Source organism: Caballeronia temeraria (genome assembly GCF_001544795.2).
In the GTDB taxonomy this organism is placed as follows: domain Bacteria; phylum Pseudomonadota; class Gammaproteobacteria; order Burkholderiales; family Burkholderiaceae; genus Caballeronia; species Caballeronia temeraria.
This window is the reverse complement of the sequence record NZ_FCOI02000032.1, coordinates 13,137-32,707: the sequence shown is the minus strand read 5'-3', so window position 1 is coordinate 32,707 and position 19,571 is coordinate 13,137. Positions and strand designations below refer to the sequence as shown.

The 19,571-nt window shown below is 63.4% G+C and carries 22 protein-coding genes; 7 read left to right on the top strand and 15 right to left on the bottom strand.

Translation table 11 applies throughout. The features are described from left to right. Nucleotides 1-3: 3 nt before the first annotated feature. From phnK to phnG, 5 genes are read right to left on the bottom strand one after another with little or no spacing between them, the layout of a single operon-like run. On the bottom strand, nt 4-774 hold the full coding sequence (gene phnK / locus AWB76_RS31355; RefSeq protein WP_061163996.1) for a phosphonate C-P lyase system protein PhnK: 771 nt from the start codon (nt 772-774) through the stop codon (nt 4-6). Beyond that, nucleotides 771-1,625: an alpha-D-ribose 1-methylphosphonate 5-phosphate C-P-lyase PhnJ gene (locus AWB76_RS31350; RefSeq protein ID WP_061163995.1), complete on the bottom strand. Its 855-nt coding sequence runs from the start codon at nt 1,623-1,625 to the stop codon at nt 771-773. The genes phnK and AWB76_RS31350 overlap by 4 nt, the downstream gene beginning before the upstream one ends. Then, on the bottom strand, nt 1,622-2,722 hold the full coding sequence (locus AWB76_RS31345) for a carbon-phosphorus lyase complex subunit (protein WP_061163994.1): 1,101 nt from the start codon (nt 2,720-2,722) through the stop codon (nt 1,622-1,624). The genes AWB76_RS31350 and AWB76_RS31345 overlap by 4 nt, the downstream gene beginning before the upstream one ends. Then, nucleotides 2,722-3,345, bottom strand: coding sequence for a phosphonate C-P lyase system protein PhnH (phnH, locus tag AWB76_RS31340; RefSeq protein ID WP_061163993.1), 624 nt, complete (start codon nt 3,343-3,345; stop codon nt 2,722-2,724). The genes AWB76_RS31345 and phnH overlap by 1 nt, the downstream gene beginning before the upstream one ends. Beyond that, complete coding sequence (gene phnG, locus AWB76_RS31335) at nt 3,342-3,824, bottom strand: phosphonate C-P lyase system protein PhnG (protein WP_061163992.1); 483 nt, start codon at nt 3,822-3,824, stop codon at nt 3,342-3,344. The genes phnH and phnG overlap by 4 nt, the downstream gene beginning before the upstream one ends. Nucleotides 3,825-3,987: 163 nt before the next feature. Here phnG and phnF point away from each other — a divergent pair, with 163 nt between their 5' ends. The 5 genes from phnF to AWB76_RS31310 all read left to right on the top strand — a co-directional run bounded on the left by phnF (nt 3,988) and on the right by AWB76_RS31310 (nt 8,032). Further along, nucleotides 3,988-4,746 carry a phosphonate metabolism transcriptional regulator PhnF gene (gene phnF, locus AWB76_RS31330; protein WP_061163991.1) on the top strand — a complete coding sequence of 253 codons (759 nt, stop codon included), beginning with the start codon at nt 3,988-3,990 and terminating at the stop codon, nt 4,744-4,746. After that, nucleotides 4,743-5,435 carry a DUF1045 domain-containing protein gene (locus AWB76_RS31325; RefSeq protein ID WP_061163990.1) on the top strand — a complete coding sequence of 231 codons (693 nt, stop codon included), beginning with the start codon at nt 4,743-4,745 and terminating at the stop codon, nt 5,433-5,435. The genes phnF and AWB76_RS31325 overlap by 4 nt, the downstream gene beginning before the upstream one ends. Further along, the gene (phnN, locus tag AWB76_RS31320; RefSeq protein WP_061163989.1) at nt 5,432-5,992 is read left to right on the top strand and encodes a phosphonate metabolism protein/1,5-bisphosphokinase (PRPP-forming) PhnN; all 561 of its coding nucleotides are present in this window, start codon (nt 5,432-5,434) and stop codon (nt 5,990-5,992) included. Before AWB76_RS31325 ends, phnN begins: the two co-directional genes overlap by 4 nt. An 80-nt stretch (nt 5,993-6,072) precedes the next feature. Further along, nucleotides 6,073-7,110 (top strand): C45 family autoproteolytic acyltransferase/hydrolase, encoded by a 1,038-nt coding sequence (locus tag AWB76_RS31315; protein ID WP_061163988.1) that lies wholly within the window; start codon nt 6,073-6,075, stop codon nt 7,108-7,110. Next, a complete protein-coding gene (locus AWB76_RS31310) occupies nt 7,082-8,032 on the top strand; it encodes a MurR/RpiR family transcriptional regulator (protein WP_061163987.1) in 951 nt (316 codons plus the stop codon). The genes AWB76_RS31315 and AWB76_RS31310 overlap by 29 nt, the downstream gene beginning before the upstream one ends. Before the next feature lie 12 nt (nt 8,033-8,044). On the opposite strand, the gene phnE is transcribed toward AWB76_RS31310, so the two are convergent. Genes phnE through phnC form a run of 3 tightly spaced genes read right to left on the bottom strand, consistent with a single transcriptional unit; the run spans nt 8,045 to nt 10,680 of the window. Next, on the bottom strand, nt 8,045-8,815 hold the full coding sequence (gene phnE / locus AWB76_RS31305; RefSeq protein ID WP_374729960.1) for a phosphonate ABC transporter, permease protein PhnE: 771 nt from the start codon (nt 8,813-8,815) through the stop codon (nt 8,045-8,047). A 48-nt stretch (nt 8,816-8,863) separates the two neighbouring features. Then, a complete protein-coding gene (gene phnD, locus AWB76_RS31300; RefSeq protein ID WP_061163985.1) occupies nt 8,864-9,826 on the bottom strand; it encodes a phosphonate ABC transporter substrate-binding protein in 963 nt (320 codons plus the stop codon). A 32-nt stretch (nt 9,827-9,858) separates the two neighbouring features. Further along, nucleotides 9,859-10,680, bottom strand: a complete 822-nt coding sequence (phnC, locus tag AWB76_RS31295; RefSeq protein ID WP_061163984.1) for a phosphonate ABC transporter ATP-binding protein — start codon at nt 10,678-10,680, stop codon at nt 9,859-9,861. A 228-nt stretch (nt 10,681-10,908) separates the two neighbouring features. Here phnC and AWB76_RS31290 point away from each other — a divergent pair, with 228 nt between their 5' ends. Both AWB76_RS31290 and AWB76_RS31285 read left to right on the top strand, forming a co-directional pair. Continuing rightward, nucleotides 10,909-12,303 carry a dihydrolipoyl dehydrogenase gene (locus AWB76_RS31290; RefSeq protein ID WP_061163983.1) on the top strand — a complete coding sequence of 465 codons (1,395 nt, stop codon included), beginning with the start codon at nt 10,909-10,911 and terminating at the stop codon, nt 12,301-12,303. A 9-nt stretch (nt 12,304-12,312) separates the two neighbouring features. Next, nucleotides 12,313-13,056 carry a Pr6Pr family membrane protein gene (locus tag AWB76_RS31285; protein ID WP_061163982.1) on the top strand — a complete coding sequence of 248 codons (744 nt, stop codon included), beginning with the start codon at nt 12,313-12,315 and terminating at the stop codon, nt 13,054-13,056. Here AWB76_RS31285 and AWB76_RS31280 read toward each other — a convergent pair. The 7 genes from AWB76_RS31280 to AWB76_RS31250 form a co-directional block, all read right to left on the bottom strand. Further along, nucleotides 13,053-14,276 carry a YbfB/YjiJ family MFS transporter gene (locus tag AWB76_RS31280; protein WP_061164041.1) on the bottom strand — a complete coding sequence of 408 codons (1,224 nt, stop codon included), beginning with the start codon at nt 14,274-14,276 and terminating at the stop codon, nt 13,053-13,055. The genes AWB76_RS31285 and AWB76_RS31280 overlap by 4 nt on opposite strands. Nucleotides 14,277-14,345: 69 nt before the next feature. After that, nucleotides 14,346-14,960 (bottom strand): TetR/AcrR family transcriptional regulator, encoded by a 615-nt coding sequence (locus AWB76_RS31275; RefSeq protein ID WP_061163981.1) that lies wholly within the window; start codon nt 14,958-14,960, stop codon nt 14,346-14,348. 190 nt (nt 14,961-15,150) lie between these two features. Then, complete coding sequence (locus tag AWB76_RS31270) at nt 15,151-15,459, bottom strand: EthD family reductase (RefSeq protein ID WP_061163980.1); 309 nt, start codon at nt 15,457-15,459, stop codon at nt 15,151-15,153. A 53-nt stretch (nt 15,460-15,512) separates the two neighbouring features. Further along, nucleotides 15,513-16,448 (bottom strand): MBL fold metallo-hydrolase, encoded by a 936-nt coding sequence (locus tag AWB76_RS31265; protein WP_061163979.1) that lies wholly within the window; start codon nt 16,446-16,448, stop codon nt 15,513-15,515. Next, nucleotides 16,445-17,311, bottom strand: a complete 867-nt coding sequence (locus AWB76_RS31260; RefSeq protein WP_082864572.1) for a quinoprotein dehydrogenase-associated SoxYZ-like carrier — start codon at nt 17,309-17,311, stop codon at nt 16,445-16,447. Before AWB76_RS31260 ends, AWB76_RS31265 begins: the two co-directional genes overlap by 4 nt. A 20-nt stretch (nt 17,312-17,331) precedes the next feature. Continuing rightward, the gene (locus AWB76_RS31255) at nt 17,332-18,264 is read right to left on the bottom strand and encodes a quinoprotein relay system zinc metallohydrolase 2 (protein ID WP_061163977.1); all 933 of its coding nucleotides are present in this window, start codon (nt 18,262-18,264) and stop codon (nt 17,332-17,334) included. Next, on the bottom strand, nt 18,261-19,235 hold the full coding sequence (locus tag AWB76_RS31250; protein ID WP_061163976.1) for a LysR family transcriptional regulator: 975 nt from the start codon (nt 19,233-19,235) through the stop codon (nt 18,261-18,263). The genes AWB76_RS31255 and AWB76_RS31250 overlap by 4 nt, the downstream gene beginning before the upstream one ends. Nucleotides 19,236-19,571: the final 336 nt, after the last annotated feature.

The window sequence follows — 19,571 nt, the reverse complement described above, 5'->3', positions numbered from 1 at the left end:
ACCTCAAACGGGCAACACGGACGCGACGAGCGTCTGCGTATAAGGATGTTGCGGATCGTCGAGCACCTGATCCGTGAGGCCGCTTTCGACGACGCGCCCGTCCTTCATCACCATCAGCCGATGCGCGAGCAGCCGCGCCACGCCGATATCGTGCGTGACGATCACCGCCGCGAGATGCAGCTTGCTCGTGAGCGTGCGCAGCAGATCGAGCAGACGCGCCTGCACGGAGACATCGAGGCCGGCGGTGGGTTCATCCATGAACACGAGACGCGGACCCGTCACCAGATTACGCGCGACCTGCAGACGCTGTTGCATGCCGCCCGAAAACGCCGAAGGCAATTCGTCGATGCGCGCCGCATCCAGTTCGACGCGGCTCATCCAGTCGGCGGCCGTTTCACGCAGACGGCCATAATGACGCGCGCCGATCGCCATCAGCGGTTCACCGATGTTCGCGCCCGCCGATACATTGCGGCGCAAGCCATCGCGCGCGTTCTGATGCACGAAGCCCCATTCGGTGCGCGACAGGAGGCGCTTGCGCAGCTCGGCGAGCGTCAGCAGATCGAGCGCTTCGCCTTCGCGCGTCGTGTAGGTGAGCGCGCCGCCATCGATCTCGCTGCGCAATGCGAGCGCGTTCAGCAAGGTCGATTTGCCCGATCCCGATTCCCCGACGATGCACAGCACTTCGCCCGGATGGACATCGAGATCGACATCGACGCAGCCGCCGCGGCCGTCGTAGCGCTTCGTGAGGCGCGTCGCTTTCAGGAGTGCGTTCATTGCGTCACCTCTTCGTCGTCGCGACGGCTATGGCAGTAATCGCTGTCGGAGCAGACGAACATGCGCGTGCCCTGATCGTCGACGATCATTTCGTCGAGGAAGCTTTCATGCGAGCCGCACAATGCGCACGCATGCTCCCACTTCTGCACGCTGAACGGATGGTCCTCGAAATCCAGGCTCTTCACCTTCGTATAAGGCGGAATGGCGTAGATGCGCCGCTCGCGGCCCGCGCCGAAGAGCTGCAACGCGGGGTTCATGTGCATCTTCGGATTGTCGAACTTCGGGATCGGCGAGGGCGACGTCAGATAGCGGTCGTTCACCAGCACCGGATAATCGTAGGTCGTCGCGATGCTGCCGTGCTGCACGATATCCTCATAGTATTTGACGTTGATGAGGCCATAGTCCGCGAGCGCGTGCAGCTTCTTGCATTCCGTCACGCGCGGTTCGAGGTGGAACAGCGGCTCGGGCATCGGCACCTGATAGACGATGATCTGCTTGTCCGTCAGCGGCGTCTCCGGAATGCGGTGACGCGTCTGCACGATGCTCGCATCGGCGGTGCGCGTGGTGGTCGCGACGCCCGCCGTGCGCGCGAAGAAGCGGCGGATGTTCACCGCGTTCGTCGTCTCGTCGGAGCCTTGATCGATGACCTTCAGCGTATCGCTTTCGCCGATGATGGCCGAGGTCACCTGCAAACCGCCCGTGCCCCATCCATACGGCAACGGCATTTCGCGCGATGCGAACGGCACCTGATAGCCCGGCACCGCGACGGCCTTGAGCAGCGCGCGGCGGATCATGCGCTTGGTCTGCTCGTCGAGATACGCGAAGTTATAGCCTTCGGTGAGTGCGTTCATGCCGCATTCTCCTGGTTGTCGTCCGGGCCGTGCGCGGCGCGCAAACGGCGCAGCAATTCCAGCTCGGATTGAAAATCGACGTAATGCGGCAATTTCAGATGCTGCACGAAACCGGACGCTTCCACGTTATCGCTGTGATACAGCACGAATTCGGGGTCCTGCGTGGGCGAGCCGACGGACTCGCCCAGTTCTTCCGCACGCAACGCGCGATCCACGAGCGCCATCGCCATCGCCTTGCGCTCCGAATGGCCGAATGCGAGACCGTAGCCTTGCGTGAACGTCGGCGGCACATCGCCGCTGCCCGCGAACTGGTTGATCATCTGACACTCGGTGATGTCGATATCGCCGATCTCGACGGCAAAGCCCAGTTCATCGACCCATATTTCCACCGCCACTTCGCCGTGACGGATCTCGCCCGCGAACGGATGACTGTGCGCATAGCCGCGCTGCGTCGCGTAGCCGACCGCGAGCAGAAAGCCTTCGTCGCCGCGCGCGAGGTTTTGCAGACGCGTCGAACGATCGGCGGGAAAGGACAGCGGCTCGCGCGAGAGATCGCCTGGTTCCGGCGCATTTTCGTGCGCGCGTTCCTGCTCGATCAGACCTTCCTTGTCGAGCATGGACAGCACGCGGGGCATCGCACTCGCATCCAGCGCTTTCGCTTCGATCGTTGCATCGCTGGCTTGCTGACCTTCGGCGAGCAACGTGAAATCGAGCAGACGTTGCGTGTAATCGTACGTGCCGCCCAGCATCTGACCGCCGGGAATGTCCTTGAAGGCCGCCGAAATGCGGCGCTCGACGCACATTGCTTCCGTGTCGATCGGCAGCGTGTAGCCGAAGCGCGGCAATGTCGTGCGATACGCACGCAACAGAAAGATGGCTTCGACGAGATCGCCGGCAGCCTGCTTGATCGCGAGCGCGGCAAGGTCTTCGTCGTAGACGGAGCCTTCGGTCATCACGCGCGCGACGGCGAGCCGCATCTGCTCGCGAATCTGCGCGACCGACAACTCGGGCACGGAGACATCGCCGCGACGCTTCTTCGCGAGCACATCCCATGAACGTTCGATGGCGCGTTCGCCGCCTTTGACCGCGACGTACATCAGTTCACCTCCACATGCGTCGTGCGCGGCAGGCCGACGAGCGCGCTGCCCGCGACGAAGTAGCAATCGATGCCGCAAGGAAAGAGCGCGGTGAGCGCCGCGCGCTGCCGCCAGAACTCGCGCGACAATCCCGCGATGGCCACGCTGCGCGATTGCGCGATGCCGGGACCGCGCCACACGAGCGGCTCGCCTTCGGTCAGCGACGGCACGCGAATGAAGAGCGTCGCGGCATGCTCGGGCGATTCGGGCTCGCCGTGCGAGAACGCATCGAGCGAAGGCATGGTGCGCGCATCGTCGATATAGACGAACGCGGCCTCGCGGCGATCGCGGGTCAGTGGCGCGCTCGCATGGAAACGCAGCGCGTCGCCGAGCACGTTGTCTTCGCGTTCGATGAAGACCGGCGTCGAATAATCCGTCAGCGCCAGCAGCGACGCGAAGGCCGCGAGCGGCACGCGTCCGGCGAGCCCGTCGCGCATTGCGTGGTTATTCGGCAGCGCGGCGTCGATCGCGACGATGCTGCCCGGGCGCGACAACGCGTCGAGCAAGGCGCGAAAGACGCGCTGTGCGTCGTGCACCGTGTCGTTGAAGCCGGGCACGAGCGTGGTCATGTCGATCCGCATCATTCGCCTCTCACCATCGTGAAGAATTCGACCTTCGTCGCGGCCGCTTCGGCCTCTTTGCGACGCCTTTCATCGGCGATGCGCGCAGCCAGCGGCTCGACCAGCCGCGCCTGCAACGTGTCCGCGAAACGCGGCATCTGCAACAGCGCGTCGACGAGCGCGGCGAGCGTCGCGCGTTCCTTGTCGCGGCCCATGTGCACCGCGACGCCGACCGGCGCGCTGCCGTCGCCGGTGCGCAGACGCAGCGTGGCCCGCGTGACGGTCGTTTCGCCGAGATTGAACGCATCGCCCGTGCCGCCGATGCGCGCGCGCACCATCGCAAGCCCGATGTCCGGCGCGCGCAGCCACTCGTAGTCGGGCACCTTCGCGCCGTCGAGCGCGGCGTCCAGCGCGTGTTGCAGCGCGTCGCGCGGCGTGCGCGCAAGCACCGCCATCCACTCGCGGCGGCCTCGTGCTTCGCGCGGCTCCATTGAAGTACTCATCGCTTTCCCTTTGTCTGGAAGGATTCGGTCGTCGTCATGCTACTCGTTGTCTGATCTAGTCGTCTAGACGTTTAGTCATGTAGTGAGGCTTTCACATTTCCATCACGAGTTGCGCACTACAATCCGAGAGAACGATATTCAAACCGACAGGAATGACAGCGCAATGACATCCAATGAAAATGCCGCGCCTGGCGTTGCCGTCGAGCGCGGCGCGGGGGTCGCGGTCTGGCGGCAGATCGAGCAGATCCTGGCCGCCGAGATCGCCGCGAAAAGCTTCGGCGACGAAGGACGCCTGCCCAGCGAGGCGGAGCTGGCCAAGCGCTTCGACGTCAACCGTCATACGGTACGCCGCGCGATGCTGCGGCTCGCCGCGACCGGCCTCGTCAGCGTCGAGCAGGGGCGCGGCACGTTCGTGCAGCCGGGCGCGATCGACTATCAGATCGGCCGGCGCACGCGCTTTACCGAGAATCTGCGCCGCCAGAAGCATACGTCGGCGGGCGTCGTGCTCACGTCTGAGCGCGTGAAGGCCGATCCGACGGTCGCGAAGGCGCTCGGCGTGCGCGCGGGCACGCTCGTCTATCAGATCGAAACGCGCCACGACTCCGACGGCATTCCGATGACCTACGCGCGCAACTGGTATCCGGCCGCGCGCTTCAACGAACTGCCTACCGCCATCGAAGCGGCGGGCGGCGTCAGCGCGGCGCTCGAACAGTTCGGCGTAAAGGATTACATGCGCAAATGGAGCCGCATCGGCAGCGTGCTGCCCTCGTCGGACGTGGCGCGGCGCTTGCAGATCAATCGGCAGCAGCCGGTGCTGTGGGTCGAGAACGTCGATGTCGACGAAGACGGCGTGCCGATCAAGTACGGCATCACGCATTTCGCGGCGGATCGCGTGCAACTGATGGTCGAGCACGATCTATGAGCGGCGCCGCCCATCCGCGCGTGGCGCTGTATTACGCGCCGCCCGCGTCGTCCGCATGGTGGCGCGAAGGGTGCGATTGGCTCGGCCGCGATCCCGAGAACGGACGGGAAAGCGCGACGCCCGCGCATGCCGTGACGCACGCGCCGCGCCGTTACGGCTGGCACGCGACGCTCGTCGCGCCGTTCCAGATGGCGCCGGGCGTCGAGTTGTCCGATGTGCTTGCATGCGCGCGCGCATGGGCCGGCTCGGTGCCGCGCTTCGAGATGCCGGTGAAAGCCGCGGAAATCGGCCGTTTCGTCGCGCTGCGGCCCGCCTTGGAAAACGACGATGCGACCCTTCGCGCACTGGCCGCAAGCGCACTGAACGCACTCGCGGCGTTGCGTATGATGCCCTCGCGGGAAAGCATCGAGCGGCGCATCGTCGATGGCATGAGCGCGCGGCAAATCGAACTGCTGCGCGAATGGGGCTATCCGTATGTCATGGACGAATATCGCTTCCATATGACGCTTTCCGATTCGCTCAACGACGCGAACGCGCGCGCATCGATCGTATCGGAATGGACACAGCGCATCGACGCGCTCGGCGCGTTGCCGGTGCACGGCGCCGCGCTTTTCATCGAACCGCAACCGGGCGCGCCGTTCACGCTGTGGCAGCGCCTGCCGTTCAACAACGCACAGGACGTGGCATGAAGGAAGTGGACAGCACGAAACTGATCTACGTGATGGGGCCGTCGGGCGCGGGCAAGGACTCGCTGCTCGGCTTCGCGCGCGAACGCATCGGCGCGGAGGTGCTGTTCGCGCATCGCTATATCACGCGCGCGGTCGCGGACGGCGAGAACCATATCGCCCTTTCGCCTGATGAATTCGTTTCGCGGCTGTCGTACGGCCTCTTCGCGATGCATTGGGAGAGTCTCGGGCTGCGCTATGGCATCGGCATCGAGCTGGATGCGTGGCTCGCGCGCGGCAGGCCCGTCGTCGTGAACGGCTCGCGGCAGCACGCGGAACTCGCGCTCGCGCGTTATCCGCACGCGCACTTCGTGCATATTGATGCCACGCCCTCCGTGCTGGCCGCCCGCCTCGCGCGTCGCGGACGCGAAGACGCGCGGCAGATCGAGGCGCGTCTCGCGCGCCGCCCGGCGTTCGAACTGCCTTCGCATGCGCATGTTGTGAAGATCGACAATTCGGGCATGCTCGCCGACGCCGGCACGCAATTCCTCGATCTACTCGCGCTCGTGAGCCGCGCTTAAGGTGTCCCTGCGCTGATTGCAAGCCGATTTGCGTTGATATAATCGACGCAAATCCACTTGCAATTACGCGACTCATCTTCATGGCAGCACTTGGCTTTATCGACATTTCCGGCTCGCCGCGCGAGGCGGGCGAAGCACTCGGCCGATTCGGCGCCAACGCCGTTCACACGCACTTATTGAACACGCACGCATGGGCGACGGTCATGCAATGGCGCGGCAGCGAGCCATCCCGCGCGATGGCCGCGCTCGTGCGCGAGCGCTTCCCGCGCGTGTGGAACGAGCTTCACGGTCTCGCTGCGGGCTTGCGTCTGCCCTTCGAAGACGTCTTCCTGTGGAACTGCCGCGGCGATCTCTGGGCGATGTCACCCGATGGCTGCACCACCGTGCAGCTTCCCGGCGCGCAGATGCGCCGCATCAGCCATAACGAGGACGGCCTTCCCTGCTTCGCGGGAGAGTGCGCGATCGCGCAATGCACTATCGACGGTGGAACCGGCTTCGCGGCATTCGTCTATCCCGGCTCGCTGCCGGGCCACACGTTCGCCGTAACGGACAACGGCCTCGCGATCACCGTGAACAACCTGCGTCAGCGTGAAATCGTCGCTGGCGTGCCGCGCATGGTAATGACGCGTGCGTTGCTCGATGCCGGAGATATCGACGAAGCGGTGTCGATCGTGCGGGACAACCCGCGCGCGGGCGGCTTTCATCTGACGCTGGGCGCGTGCAAGAGCCCGGCGTTGTTGAGCGTCGAATTCAGTGCGCACGCCTGTTCTGTCGTCGAAGTCGCGACGCCATCGTTGCATGCGAATCACGCGATTCATCCCGCGATGCAGAGCTACGCGCAGGTCATCACCGATTCGTCGCGACATCGGCAGACACGCGGCGATGCGCTGGTCGCATCGAATGACGAGATCGATCCGATCGCGATCCTCGCCGATCGTGGCGACGCCGCGCTGCCGATTCATCGCACGCAGCCGGACGATCCCGATCACGAGAACACGCTCGCCACCGCCGACATCGCCATTCATGCGTCTCACATCGAATGGGCGGTTCACGAACACCCCGGACAACCCGCCCGCTACCGGATGATCAATGGACACAGGCAAAGAGAGCGCGACTGAAACCGCTATGCAGATGCCGCCGCGCAATGTCGACGGCTTGCGCGAGCTCGCGATACGCATCGGACGCGACGAAGCCGACGTTTCGCTCGGCGGCAAGGCGCACACCGTGCTCGCGAAGCTGCTCGAGCGTCCCGAGGAAGTCGCGGTGCGCACGATCACCGAACTCGCGGCATCGCTCGATGTGAATGCATCCACGCTCACGCGTCTGTCGACGAGGCTCGGCTATGCCGGATTCGCCGATTTTCAGAGCGTGTTCCGCGATAGCCTCGCGCAACGTCATCGGCACTTCTATAGCGAGCAGGCGGAGCGCATCGTCGCGAGCCGCAAGACGCGTGCGCGAAACGCCGCGCCCGAAGTCGACATGGTCGTGAAGCTCGCGCGCGAATCGATCGGCAATGTCGAAGGCTTCATCGCGCAGTTATCGCCCGCCGATTTGCGCGGCGCCGCGCGCCTGCTCGCCGATGCGAAGCGCGTGCGCGTGCACGGCCTGCGCCAGTTCAGCGCGCTCGCGAGTTTCCTTTGCTACGGCCTCGGCATGATCCGCACCGATGTCGCGCTGCTCGACGCGCACGGTCTCGGCGTCGCCGAAGGGCTGGCGCAGTTGCAGCGCGGCGATGTGGTCATCGTTGCGAGCGTCGCGCCGTATACGCGCAGCGTCGTCGATGCAGCGCTCGCCGCAAAGGAAGCGGGCTGCACCGTCATCGCGATCACCGATACGCTCGCGTCGCCGCTCGTGCCGCCCGCGCGTCATGCGTTTCTCGTTCCGCACGAGAGCAGCTTCTTCAGCAACAGCATCGGCGCTTATTTCGTGTTCTGCGAGGGTCTGCTCAATCTCGTCGCCGCCCATCTCGGCAAACGCTCGCTGCAGGCGCTGGAACGACGCGAGCGCCTGATTGCGGCGCTCGGCATCGAAAGCACATAGCGTCAGCGTGGTTCAGATCACGCGCTCGCGCACCCAGCCCGAAACGAGATCGATCAGCGACACGATCACGATAACGATCAACATCACCGCCGATGTCTGCGCATAGTTAAACGAGCGAATCGCTTCGTACAGCACGACGCCGATGCCGCCCGCGCCGACCATGCCGACGACCATCGCGGAGCGCACATTCGACTCGAAGCGATACAGTGCGAACGAGATCCATAGCGGCAGCACTTGCGGCAGCACGCCGTAGACGATCTCATCGAGACTGCTCGCGCCGGTCGCACGCACGCCTTCGGCCGACCTCGAATCGACGGCTTCGACCGCTTCGGCGAAGAGCTTCGCGAGCACGCCCGTCGTATGCACCCACAGCGCGAGCACGCCCGCGAAAGGCCCCAGTCCGACCGCGACGATGAACAACATCGCGAAGACCATCTCGTTGATCGCGCGGCACGCGTCCATCAAACGGCGCACGGGTTGCGAGATCCACACCGGCGCGATGTTCTGCGCCGAGAGCAGTCCGCACGGCACCGCGCAGATCAAAGCGAGCGCCGTGCCCCATACCGCGACCGCGAGCGTCACGATCATTTCATGCGCATACGTGCGCCATTCGGTGAAGTCGGGTGGAAAGAAGTCGCGCGCGAACTGACTCATGTTGCCCGATGCGCCGAGCAGATCGAGCGGGCGCATGTCCGCGCTCTTCCATGACAGACCCAGCACCGCGATGACGACGATCCAGCCGAGCGTCGACGTCCAGCTGCGTTTGGGCGCGCTCGCCTGCACGGGCCGGACGATGCCGGCCTCGAACGTGGTTACGTCGAGCGGCTTCACTTACTTCGCCGCCGTGGTGTCGAGCGCGGCGATCTTCTGATCGAGCGCGGCGATCTGCGCTTTCTTGTCGGCGTCATCGAGATGCGTGTCGTTCTGCACTTGCTGCTTCTTCTGGAAGAGCGCCATCTGGCGGATCGGCACGAGTTGCGCATTCGACGAATCCGCGAATCCCGAATAGCCCGAAATCGACGTCATCACGGCCTGCTCGCGCGGGTCTTTTTCCGCGTAGTGATCGAAGAAATTGCGCAGCTTGTCCTTCGTTGCTTGCGGCAGATCGCGACGCCACACGAGCGGGTCCGACGGAATCAGCGGCGACTTCCACAGCACGCGCACCTTCGGATACAACTCCGGATGCTGCGTCTTGATGGTGTCGAGCATGTCGGTGTTGTTGGTCGCGACGTCGATCTTGTCGTTCACGACCGCGAGCATGTTCGCTTCATGGCTCGACGGCAGCACGCTCTTGAGCGCCGACTTCGCGTTGATGCCGTTCTTCGCGAAGAGATAGTACGAAGGCACGAGCGTGCCCGACGTCGAGTTCGGATCGCCGAAACCGAGGTTGATGTCCTTCGTGTTCTTCAGCACCTGATCGAGCGACTTCCACTTGCTGTTCGTGTTCGTGATGAGCAGCGAGTAATAGCCCGCTTCGCCGTTCCTGTACTTCACCTTCGCGAAGACTTCGCCGTTGGAGCGATCCACCGCTTCGATCGCCGATGCATTGCCGAAGAAGCCGATCTGCACCTTGTTGAAGCGCATCGCTTCGATGATGCCCGCGTAATCGGTCGCAAAATACGCCTTCACGTCGAGACCGGTCTGTTTGTTCAGATCGTCGATGAGCGGCTGCCAGCGCTGCTTGAGCGCCGCGGACGAATCCGTCGAGATGATGCCGAAGTTGATCGTCTCGGCAAGAACGGACTGCGTCAGCAGGAAAGACGCGAGCGCGGCGCCGGCCAGGAATGTTTTCATGATGCGATCCAGGGTTGATGTTGAGCGATGAGTCAGGAGGCGGCGAACGCCGGTGCGTCGTATCGGGCCTGCGCGATGGAATGAGTCAGCAGTTCATCCGCGGACGAACCGTATAACTTGTGCAGCATGTCGGGCGTGAGGCGCTCGCTCGCGCCATCGAAAACGACGCGGCCATCGCGCAGCGCGACGGTGCGCGGGCAGTACTTCATCGCGACATCGATCTGATGCAGCGACACGACGACCGTCAGCTTGCGCTCGCGGTTGAGCGTCTGCATCAGCTCCATCACGCGGCGCGCGGACTCGGGATCGAGCGATGCGATCGGCTCGTCGGCGAGCACGATGCGCGCGCGCTGCACGAGCGCACGGGCCAGTGCCGCGCGTTGCTGCTGACCGCCCGACAGATTGCTCGCGCGTTCGAACGCGTGTTCGCCGATGCCCATCGCGGTGAGCGAATCCATCGCGAGCGAACGTTCGCCGCGCGGAAAACGCCCCGCGAGCCTGCGCCACAACGACACGCGCGACAACGCGCCGATGAGCACGTTAGTCAGCACGGAAAGACGTCCGACGAGATTGAACTGCTGAAACACGAAGGCGACGTCGCGGCGAATCGAACGCACTTCGCGCACGATCTTGCCGTTCTGCTGAATCGGCCGGCCGAGCAGCGTGACGTGCGACGGCGCGGGGTCGGATGCCGTAAAGCCGGCGATATGCCGCAACAGCGTCGACTTTCCCGATCCCGATGCGCCGATGAGCGCGACCATTTCGCCCTCTTCCACGCGCAGATCGACGGAGTCGAGCGCCTTGCGGCCGTTCCTGAACGTCTTGGTGAGACGCTCGATGCGAATTGCGTCCATAGCTTCCCTCGATGGGCGCGCTCAAACGGCGCGCTGAAACGTTGGGGAGATTCTAGGAAGCGAACATGACGAGAGAGTGACGCGCATGAGACGTCTAGATGACTACATGCCTTCGAGGCGTCGGCGGTTGAGACGATCGAGTGGAAAATCGATCCGAACGAGCATTCACCTTTTCGACGTCGCGCCTCATGATGATCCGCAAATGCAGCAACCATTCGGGACTTCATCATGAACACGATCCATACGGACGTCGCCATTATCGGCGCGGGCAGTGCGGGACTTTCCGCGTATCGCGCGGCGAAGGCGGCAGGTGCTTCGGCGATTCTCATCGAAGGCGGCGCGCACGGAACGACGTGTGCGCGCGTCGGCTGTATGCCGTCGAAGCTGCTGATCGCGGCGGCCGAAGCGGCGCATCACGCGACGCACGCGGCGGCGTTCGGCGTGCATATCGACGGCGCGGTGCGCATCGACGGACGCGAGGTGATGGCGCGCGTGAAGCGCGAACGCGATCGCTTCGTGGGCTTCGTCGTCGCGGGCGTCGATGCGATGCCCGACGCGGACAAGTTGACCGGCTACGCGCGCTTCATCGACGATAACGTGCTGCAAGTGGGCGAGCATACGAAGGTGCGGGCGAAGAGCATCGTCATCGCGACAGGATCGAGTCCGGTCATGCCGGCGATGTATCGCGCGTTAGGCGATCGCGCCATCATCAACGACGATGTCTTCGCGTGGGACGACTTGCCGAAGCGCGTCGCGGTGATCGGCGCGGGCGTCATCGGCCTCGAACTCGGTCAGGCGCTGGCGCGGCTCGGCGTGCGCGTGTCCTTGCTCGGCGCGCGGGGGCGTGTCGGGCCATTGAGCGATCCCGATGTGCGCGACTATGCAGGGCACGTGTTCAGCGAAGCGTTTCGCTTCGAGCCGAGCGCGCAGGTGCAGGCCGCCGTGCGTGAAGGCGATGAAGTGCGTTTGCGTTATGTGTCGAGTTCGGGCGAGCTGGTCGAAGACACGTTCGATTACGTGCTCGTGGCGACGGGGCGCAAGCCTAACGTCGGCGGGCTTGGTTTGAGCAACACATCGCTCGCACTCGATGAAGATGGCTTGCCCGTCTACGATCCGCTGACCTTGCAGGCGGGCGCGCATCCGGTGTTCATCGCGGGCGATGCGAACGGCGTGCTGCCCCTGCTTCATGAAGCCGCCGATGAAGGCCGCGCCGCTGGCACGAATGCGGCGCGCTATCCGGACGTTGCAGCGCTCGAACGTCGTGCGCCGATCGCGATTGCGTTCACCGATCCGGGCATCGCGATGGTCGGTGCGCGCTACGTCGATTTGACGCCGGCATCGTTCGTGGCGGGCGAAGTGAGTTTCGAAGATCAGGGCCGCAGCCGCGTGATGCTCAGGAATCGCGGGCTGATGCATGTGTATGTCGATCGCGCGAGCCGCCGCTTTGTCGGCGCGGAATGGATCGGACCGGATGCCGAGCATATCGCGCATTTGCTTGCATGGGCGCTGCAGATGAAGCTCACAGTCGATGAGATGTTGCGGATGCCGTTCTATCATCCGGTGGTCGAGGAAGGGCTGCGGACGGCTTTGCGGGATGCGGTGGTGAAGCTTGCCGGCACGTAAAATGGCGTAATGCCAAAGCCATCCAGCAAACCCCACCGCCAACAACCCGACTTGCCGCTTCACACGCCGAGCACCGCATCGCTCGCGCTTGCCGCAGCCATCGCGATGATCGCGTGGCTCGCGTTCGCCGCGCAGACGGACATCACCGTCGCGCGGCTCGTGAATCGCGGCTTCACCGTCATCGACGGCCTCGCGCGCATGAGCAGCTATCTGACGAATCTGACCGTGCTGCTGACCGCCTTCTGCTTCACGTGCGTCGCCACGCGCGCGCAGTTTCCCGTCGCGTGCTTCTTTCGCAGACCGACCGTCGTGACGGCAGTCGTCGTGTATATCGTGTTCGTCGGAATTGCGTATAACGCGTTGCTGCGTTATCTATGGACGCCATCGGGCTATCGCGCGCTCGTCAACGAAGCGCTGCATACCGTCGTTCCTGCGCTCGCGGCTTTGTACTGGTTTTTGTTCGTGCCGCGCTTTCATCTCTCATTGCGACGGTGCGCGCTCTGGCTCGTCTATCCGCTGTCTTATCTCTGCATCACGCTATGGCGCGGACGTTTATCCGATTTCTATCCCTATCCGTTCATCAATGTCGCCGAACTCGGCTATGAGCGCGTCTTTATCAATGCCGCAATGCTCGTCGTTGCGTTCCTCGTGTTGATGAGCGTGTTCCTCGTGATCAATCATCGGCGCGAGGACTTGAGCGTGGCCGATCCGGAAGTCGAATCCGGCGATTCGTCCTCCGGCCGCATCGATTAGATCGGCGCTTGCGTGCGATTCACCACGAGATCCGCGACGAACGCGACGGCCAGCGCGAACGCGCCGCACGCAAAGATCAACGCATAGTTGTTATGCGTGTGCGAAAACAGGAACGAATAGCCATATCCCGCGAGCGCCTGGCACAACGCAAATGCCGATGTCGCCCTGCTCCATGCCGCCCGCTGCTCGGTGTGATCGTGCGGCAAGAGTTCATGCACGCGACCGAGTGCGAGCGGCACGATGCCCGTCGTCAAGATGCCGAGCGCGACCGTCGCGACGCCGATCACATACGCATTCGCCGATAAAGCCAGCAACGCCGCTGCGCCTGCCTGCACGAACAGCGCAAAGCGATACGCCATGCCGAAGCCGATGCGATCGCCCGCATTGCCGCAAATGAGCGGACCAGAAATCGCCGCGACGCCATACAGCACCCAATAGCTCGCGCCCACTTCCGCGCCCCGTCCATAACCGCGCGCGATGCAGTCAACGAGCAGAATCATCACCGGCACGAGGCCGAGCGCATTCGCCGCGTATTGCGCGTACAGCAGTCGCAGACGTGTGCCGCCTTGCGCATTCGAATGTGTCCCGGCGCCTTGCGTTGCGACGGCGGAAGGATTCGATGCAGGCCAGCCGAACCATGCGATCGCAGTCAGCACGAGTGAAAAGACGCCGAGGCCTATCCAAGTAGCGTGCAGACCGTGATGCAGCAGCTTCGGAATCAGCGTGCCCGATGCCGCAATGCCGAAGCCCAGTCCGACGAAGATCATCCCGCTCGCGAAGCCGCGACGCGCGGGCGGAACGTGCGGCAGGATCGTCGTCGCGACGAGCACCATGATCGCGCCGCCCGACAATCCCGAGAGAAAGCGCCACGCGAAGAACCACGCGATAGAAAGCGGAAACGCGCACGCGAAGAACGCCGCCGTTGCCATCGCCATGAGAAGGCGCAACGCGTGACGATTCGTGAGCACGTTGGCAATCGAGCGGCCGAACAGCGCACCCGCGAAATAGCCCGCGAAATTCGCTGCGCCGAGCGTTACGGCTTGCGACGACGTGAACCAGTGCGCCTCGATCAGCGGCGGGATCAGCGGCGTGTAGGCGAAGCGTGCAAGGCCGATCGCGACGAGGCTTGCGCAGAAGCCCGCGAGCATCGCGAAGAAGGTGCGCGAATCGAGTGAAGTGTGTTGATCGGCACGAATAGCCGATACCGTTTGATCCGACATGATGACGACTCCCACGGCCAGTGCGGTTGCACGCGGCCGGACACGTGACGTGAAAGAATGCGATGGGCGTTAGCGCTTGCCGACGTCGAGGCCGAGCGGCGGCAGCTTCAGCATTGCCAGCGTCGGTGCGACGGCGCCACTCAGCAACGCGGGCTTCGGGTCCACGCGCGCGAGCACGCGCAGCCCGAGCAGCACGGCGAGCAGGCCGGTGGCGGCAGCATCGGCCGGCATCACGCGCTCGATATCGCCGCTCTTCAAGCCCGCCTTCATGCAGCGCTCGAAAAACGCGCGTATCAGCGACATCTCCTCGGCGATGAGCACTCGAAACTCTTCGTCCTCCGGCGACGCGCCAAGCGCCGCATTGACGAGCATGCAGCCGCGCCGATGCTCGTCGGATACCGAACGCTCGACGATCTCGCGAAAGAACGCGGTGATGGCGCGATCGGGCGTCATCGACGATTCGAGCCGGTAAATGCGCTCGCGCAACGTGTGTTCGAGATAGTGGTCGAGCGCGCGCAGAAAGAGCGCGCGTTTGTCGCCGAACGCGTTATAGAGGCTCGGCTGCGTGAGGCCCGTGTACTGAACGAGGTCGCGCGTGGAGGTGCCGTCGTAGCCGTGCGTCCAGAACGCGTCGGCAACGGCATCGAGCACGCTGTCCTCGTCGAAATTGCGCGGTCGCGCCATGATCCCGCTCCATTGAGTTGACGAACGAATGTTTTATATCGGTCGATACATAACGGATTATATATCGATAGATACAAAACCGCGCAGCATCTCCATTCGACGATGCGGGTCTTGCGCTGGAAGGGAATGAACTGAGGAAAGCAGAGGCTGTTCGGAGACGCACGCGCATCTCCGAAGGCGTGGAGGTCGGTCAGGCTTGTTTCGAATCGAACATCAGTAGTTCGACGCCGGCTTGCGCGAAATTGGCGAGATCGCCGGCGGTCTTCTGGCCTTCGGCCGAATTGAGCGCGGTCTGGATGGCTTCGAGCGAATCGAATTGCAGCAGCGCGACGAGGTAATACGGCGAGTCCCCCGACGCCGCCACGATCGGCCCGGTGCTGATCTCATAGCGGCGCAAGCCCGGCAGCGTCTTCGCGAGCGGCGCGTGAGTCGAAGCATAGTAGTCGTCGAATGCCTTCGGATCGGACGGATTCTTGTACAGCGCTACGAGCTGGGCCATCGTCGTGTCTCCTGGTGGTTGTACGGCGTTTGAAGGAACATCGTCTCGATGCGTTATTGCTTTTCCAGTTGAAGCCAGATGCGCTGCACGTTCTGTGGCTGCGCGATCGCATAGAGCTTGTCGTGTTTGAACGCGGGCACCTGCACGGTGTGCATCGCCTCGGTAAGACCGATGCCGCTCGCGTATGCGCGCTTCACCGCTGCCTCGAGCGCCCGCAGATATACGCCCGTCTGCATGATGTCGTCGCTTCCGTGCAAGGGCGCGCCGAAGCCGGGTATGACCGTTTTCAGATCGAGACCGCGCAAGTTCTCCAGCGCGGCGAGCCAGCCGGAAATCTGTTCGTTCCGCAACTCGGGTATGCGTCCGTTCGAGACGAGTCCGCCCGCGAATAGCACGCCGGTTTGTGTGTCGAGCACGGCGAGGTCGCCGGGCGTGCTGGCGGGGCCGAAGTGCAGCAGTTGCAGCTTGCGCCCGCCGCTGTCGATCTCCGTCGTGCCGTTCACCGTTTGATCGGGCACGGTGACGCGCGAGCCGGCCATCTCGTCTTCGCCGAGCGTCTTACGCAGATTCGCGAGGCAAATCGAACAGCGTTCGCGAATCAATTGCGCCGCGCGTGCGTGCGCGAGGATCGGTACATCGTCGTCGCGAAAGGCAGCCGCGCCGAACACGAACTCGGGTGCCTGATGCGTGATGATGACGAGCTTCACCGGCAACGGCGTGACCTTGCGGATCGCTTCGATCATCGCGCGGCCATAGCGATACGATGATCCCGTGTCGACCACCGTCACGCCATCTTGTCCGACGATAAAGCCATTGTTCGCGACGATGCCATGATTCGCGGGCGCGACGGCATCGCTGTCGCCGATGAACGCGTACACGCCCGGGGCGATCGCGACGGGTGCGGGCATGCCGCTCATCGCCGCATGCGCGAGCGCGCTTGCAGCAAGAAGCAGCGTGCAAACGAGCGCTCGCAAACTGCGCACCGTCATTTCATCGCCGATGTTTGCGCGCCGCCCGGCTGCGCGGTGACCGCCACGGCGCCGTCCCAATGCTTGTTCTTCGTATCCTCGATGTACGCCTTCAGTTCGCCACTGCCGCTCGGCACGAAATAGAAGCGGAAGTTCGGGTTCTCGCTGATCGAGAAATTGACGTTCGCGGTCATCACCGGCTTATCCGCATACGTGACCGAGATCTTGCGAATGAAATACGCCGACGCGTAATTTCGCGTGACCTGATTCATCGCCATGCCGGTTCGATTCGGGTGACGCACCATCAATTGCGCGAGCTCGGGCTTGCCCGTCACGGGCTGTCCTTCGGCCTGAAGCTTGACTTGTCCCGCCGCGCGCTCGGCGGCGTCTTCGTCCTTGTCGGCCGGTGCCGAACAGCCGCCCGATGCCTTCACGAAGCGGACCGCGCTATAGAGCTTGCCGTCGTTAGTCTCGGCGACTACGCGCATGAATGTGTAGTCCTCCACGCGCACGCGTGTTTCGATCGTCGCGAGTCCCGATTCCGGCGTGAACTCGAACGATCCCGCATAAGGCTCGGGATTTTCGTCGATGAAAAGATAGACCTTCCTGATGTAATGCGAGGGCGTCTGCGGAAATTGCGCGTTGATCGCAATCGGCACAACGGCGGCATCCGCTGCGCGCGCGGGTGCGTCGAGCTTGATGACGGCATCGGCGTGCGTGTCGATCGTGCGGCCCTTGAACGTGCCTTCCCTGAAATCGACCCAGCGCGCGACTTTGTCGGGATCGTCGTCGGGCTGCGCCGCCTGCGCGGCATAGGGCGCGAGCGCCGCGGCTGCGAGACTCGCGATCGTCATCACGCGATTGCCGGACCATGCTGTATTCATGATGTCCCTCCAGTGCTGCACTACTGCTCCCACTCGAGCTCCGCATACGCGGCCGTCACATTGCGACGGTGATAGTTATCGAAGAGAAGCCACTTGTCTTTCTCGTCGAGACCGATGTTATCGACGGCTTGCCGGATCGTTTCCCCTCGCTTGATGGCCGCACGCACATCGCGCGCCAGATCGGCGAGATAGCGCTCTTCGGCATCGAGCGATTGATGCCACGGCGGATCGAGCGGACCGTGTCCCGGCACGACATGACGCGGATTCATCTGGCGAATGCGCGCGATATCGTCGAGCCAGCCGAGCACGCTGCCATCGACTACGGGAATGCAGCGCACAAATAACAGATCGCCAGTCCACAACGTGCCGCTCTTCTCATCGTATACCGTCAAATCGTTGTTGGTATGCGCGGTTTTCCATGTACGCAAAGTGACCGTGCGCCCGCCGAGATCGATCGTGCCTGTGCCGTCGATTGTCTTCGTCGGCATGATGATCTCGCTGCCCGCCGCTGCGCTGCCCAGTTCGCGATTCAGCGCGCGCATATAGTTGTCCGCGCGCGAGGCTTCCGCTTGTGCCAGCTTCGTGCTGCCGACGAATTGCGGATGATCGTCCTTGAATGCAGCATTGCCGAAGATATGATCCGGATGCATGTGCGTGTTGATGACATAGCAAACCGGCAGCGTCGTCACGGCGCGTATTGCGGCGCGCAACGCCCGGCCTTCCGCGAGCGTGCCGCCTGTGTCGATCACGGCGACGCAGCGCGTTCCGACGATAAAGCCGACGTTCGCGATATCGCCGCCGTTCTCGCGTGTCGCGACTTCGTCGTGGCCGCGATGGGCGTAATTGCCCGGTGCGATTTGCGTGACCGGCAATGCAGTCTCGCTACGCGCGATGGTGGCGCACGCGATAAGTATGAAGAACACGACATGACGCCAGGCCGATGCAATGTTCATCGGACGTCGCTTGTCTCTGCGAGACGCCTGGGGCGGCGCAAGCCGAACTGTGCGTATTCGCGCTCCAGGAACGGCTCTGCGTTTTCGAGGAGGAAACGGCGGAATGCGAGACACGTCGGCGAAAGTTGTTTCGAGCGCGAATGCACGAGTTGCCAGGTTCGTTCGACGGGCGTGCCGTTGACGTCGAGCACGGCGATCTCGCCGGTGCGCAACTCCAGCGACAGTGTATGCAGTGAGATGAGACTCACGCCCATGCCTGCCATCACCGCCTGCTTGATGGTTTCGTTGCTGCCGAGCGTGACGCTGTGCGCGGGCACGAAGAGGTTTTGCCGGAAGACGTGCTCGGCGACCGCGCGCGTGCCCGAGCCGGGCTCGCGCAGGAGGAATGTATCATTCGCGAGTTCCTGCAAGTCGAATCGCTTTGCATGACGCAACGGATGCGAGAGCGGCGCGACGATCACGTGCGGATGATAGGCGAGCGGTTCGGCTGTCGTCCCGAGTTCGGGCGGCGGCCGCCCCATGATGGCCAGATCGGTTGCATTGTCCTGCAAGAGACGCAGAAGCGTTTCGCGGTTTCCTACGGAGAAGTGCACATCGACTTTCGGATACTGCTGCCTGTAGAGCGCGAGAAGCTTGGGTGCGAAGTATGTCGCCGAGCTGACGATGCTTACCGCTATCGAACCGCTGTCAGCTTGTGTGAGCGACATCATCGCGTCTTCGGCGTCTTTTATCTCGCCTAGTATGCGGGTTGCGTGGTGTGAAAGCCTTTCGCCGGCCTCCGTTAGCGAGAGGCGTCGGGCGACTCGTTCAAAAAGCGGCAGGCCTATCGCGTCTTCCAGTTGCCGGATTTGCATCGATACCGCTGGCTGCGTCAGGTGCAATTCTTCCGCCGCGCGGGCGAAGCTCGGACAGCGGCTCGCTATCACGAAGATTTGCAACTGACGCAGGGTCAGAGAGCGGATGAAATTCACTGAGGGTTCGTCGTCGGGTCGGGGGATTGGGCTTTTGTGGAATCCTGAATTCGCGTCGGTCTATTAGCACTGCCCCTATGCGGGGCGGCAGTCACTTTCTTTGCTGCTGCAAAGAAAGTAACCAAAGAAAGCAGCTCGATACGCCCGCGGTCACACGCAATTTGGGTAGTTCTCTCGTCCTCGGTGGCACTCGCCTAAGTGTCGCCCTCAAAGGCCCAGCCGGGCTTGGCTCGCGCACGGTCTGTCACATCGCGACGCACAACACACTGGTTCAGCACGAAATGGCTCCGGCCCGCTTCGCGGCCGACCGGTGCATCGGGGACGCATGAGCTTCTC

What these genes read in the sequence shown, in the direction of transcription:
- AWB76_RS31345 (WP_061163994.1), bottom strand. Translation starts at nt 2,722, where the DNA reads ATGTACGTCGCGGTCAAAGGCGGCGAACGCGCCATCGAACGTTCATGG.
- phnF (WP_061163991.1), top strand. Translation starts at nt 3,988, where the DNA reads ATGACATCCAATGAAAATGCCGCGCCTGGCGTTGCCGTCGAGCGCGGC.
- phnN (WP_061163989.1), top strand. Translation starts at nt 5,432, where the DNA reads ATGAAGGAAGTGGACAGCACGAAACTGATCTACGTGATGGGGCCGTCG.
- phnC (WP_061163984.1), bottom strand. Translation starts at nt 10,680, where the DNA reads ATGGACGCAATTCGCATCGAGCGTCTCACCAAGACGTTCAGGAACGGC.
- AWB76_RS31350 (WP_061163995.1), bottom strand. Translation starts at nt 1,625, where the DNA reads ATGAACGCACTCACCGAAGGCTATAACTTCGCGTATCTCGACGAGCAG.
- AWB76_RS31280 (WP_061164041.1), bottom strand. Translation starts at nt 14,276, where the DNA reads ATGTCGGATCAAACGGTATCGGCTATTCGTGCCGATCAACACACTTCA.
- AWB76_RS31310 (WP_061163987.1), top strand. Translation starts at nt 7,082, where the DNA reads ATGGACACAGGCAAAGAGAGCGCGACTGAAACCGCTATGCAGATGCCG.
- AWB76_RS31255 (WP_061163977.1), bottom strand. Translation starts at nt 18,264, where the DNA reads ATGAACATTGCATCGGCCTGGCGTCATGTCGTGTTCTTCATACTTATC.
- AWB76_RS31325 (WP_061163990.1), top strand. Translation starts at nt 4,743, where the DNA reads ATGAGCGGCGCCGCCCATCCGCGCGTGGCGCTGTATTACGCGCCGCCC.
- AWB76_RS31265 (WP_061163979.1), bottom strand. Translation starts at nt 16,448, where the DNA reads ATGACGGTGCGCAGTTTGCGAGCGCTCGTTTGCACGCTGCTTCTTGCT.
- phnG (WP_061163992.1), bottom strand. Translation starts at nt 3,824, where the DNA reads ATGAGTACTTCAATGGAGCCGCGCGAAGCACGAGGCCGCCGCGAGTGG.
- phnH (WP_061163993.1), bottom strand. Translation starts at nt 3,345, where the DNA reads ATGATGCGGATCGACATGACCACGCTCGTGCCCGGCTTCAACGACACG.
- AWB76_RS31260 (WP_082864572.1), bottom strand. Translation starts at nt 17,311, where the DNA reads ATGAATACAGCATGGTCCGGCAATCGCGTGATGACGATCGCGAGTCTC.
- phnD (WP_061163985.1), bottom strand. Translation starts at nt 9,826, where the DNA reads ATGAAAACATTCCTGGCCGGCGCCGCGCTCGCGTCTTTCCTGCTGACG.
- AWB76_RS31275 (WP_061163981.1), bottom strand. Translation starts at nt 14,960, where the DNA reads ATGGCGCGACCGCGCAATTTCGACGAGGACAGCGTGCTCGATGCCGTT.
- phnK (WP_061163996.1), bottom strand. Translation starts at nt 774, where the DNA reads ATGAACGCACTCCTGAAAGCGACGCGCCTCACGAAGCGCTACGACGGC.
- AWB76_RS31290 (WP_061163983.1), top strand. Translation starts at nt 10,909, where the DNA reads ATGAACACGATCCATACGGACGTCGCCATTATCGGCGCGGGCAGTGCG.
- AWB76_RS31270 (WP_061163980.1), bottom strand. Translation starts at nt 15,459, where the DNA reads ATGGCCCAGCTCGTAGCGCTGTACAAGAATCCGTCCGATCCGAAGGCA.
- AWB76_RS31315 (WP_061163988.1), top strand. Translation starts at nt 6,073, where the DNA reads ATGGCAGCACTTGGCTTTATCGACATTTCCGGCTCGCCGCGCGAGGCG.
- AWB76_RS31285 (WP_061163982.1), top strand. Translation starts at nt 12,313, where the DNA reads ATGCCAAAGCCATCCAGCAAACCCCACCGCCAACAACCCGACTTGCCG.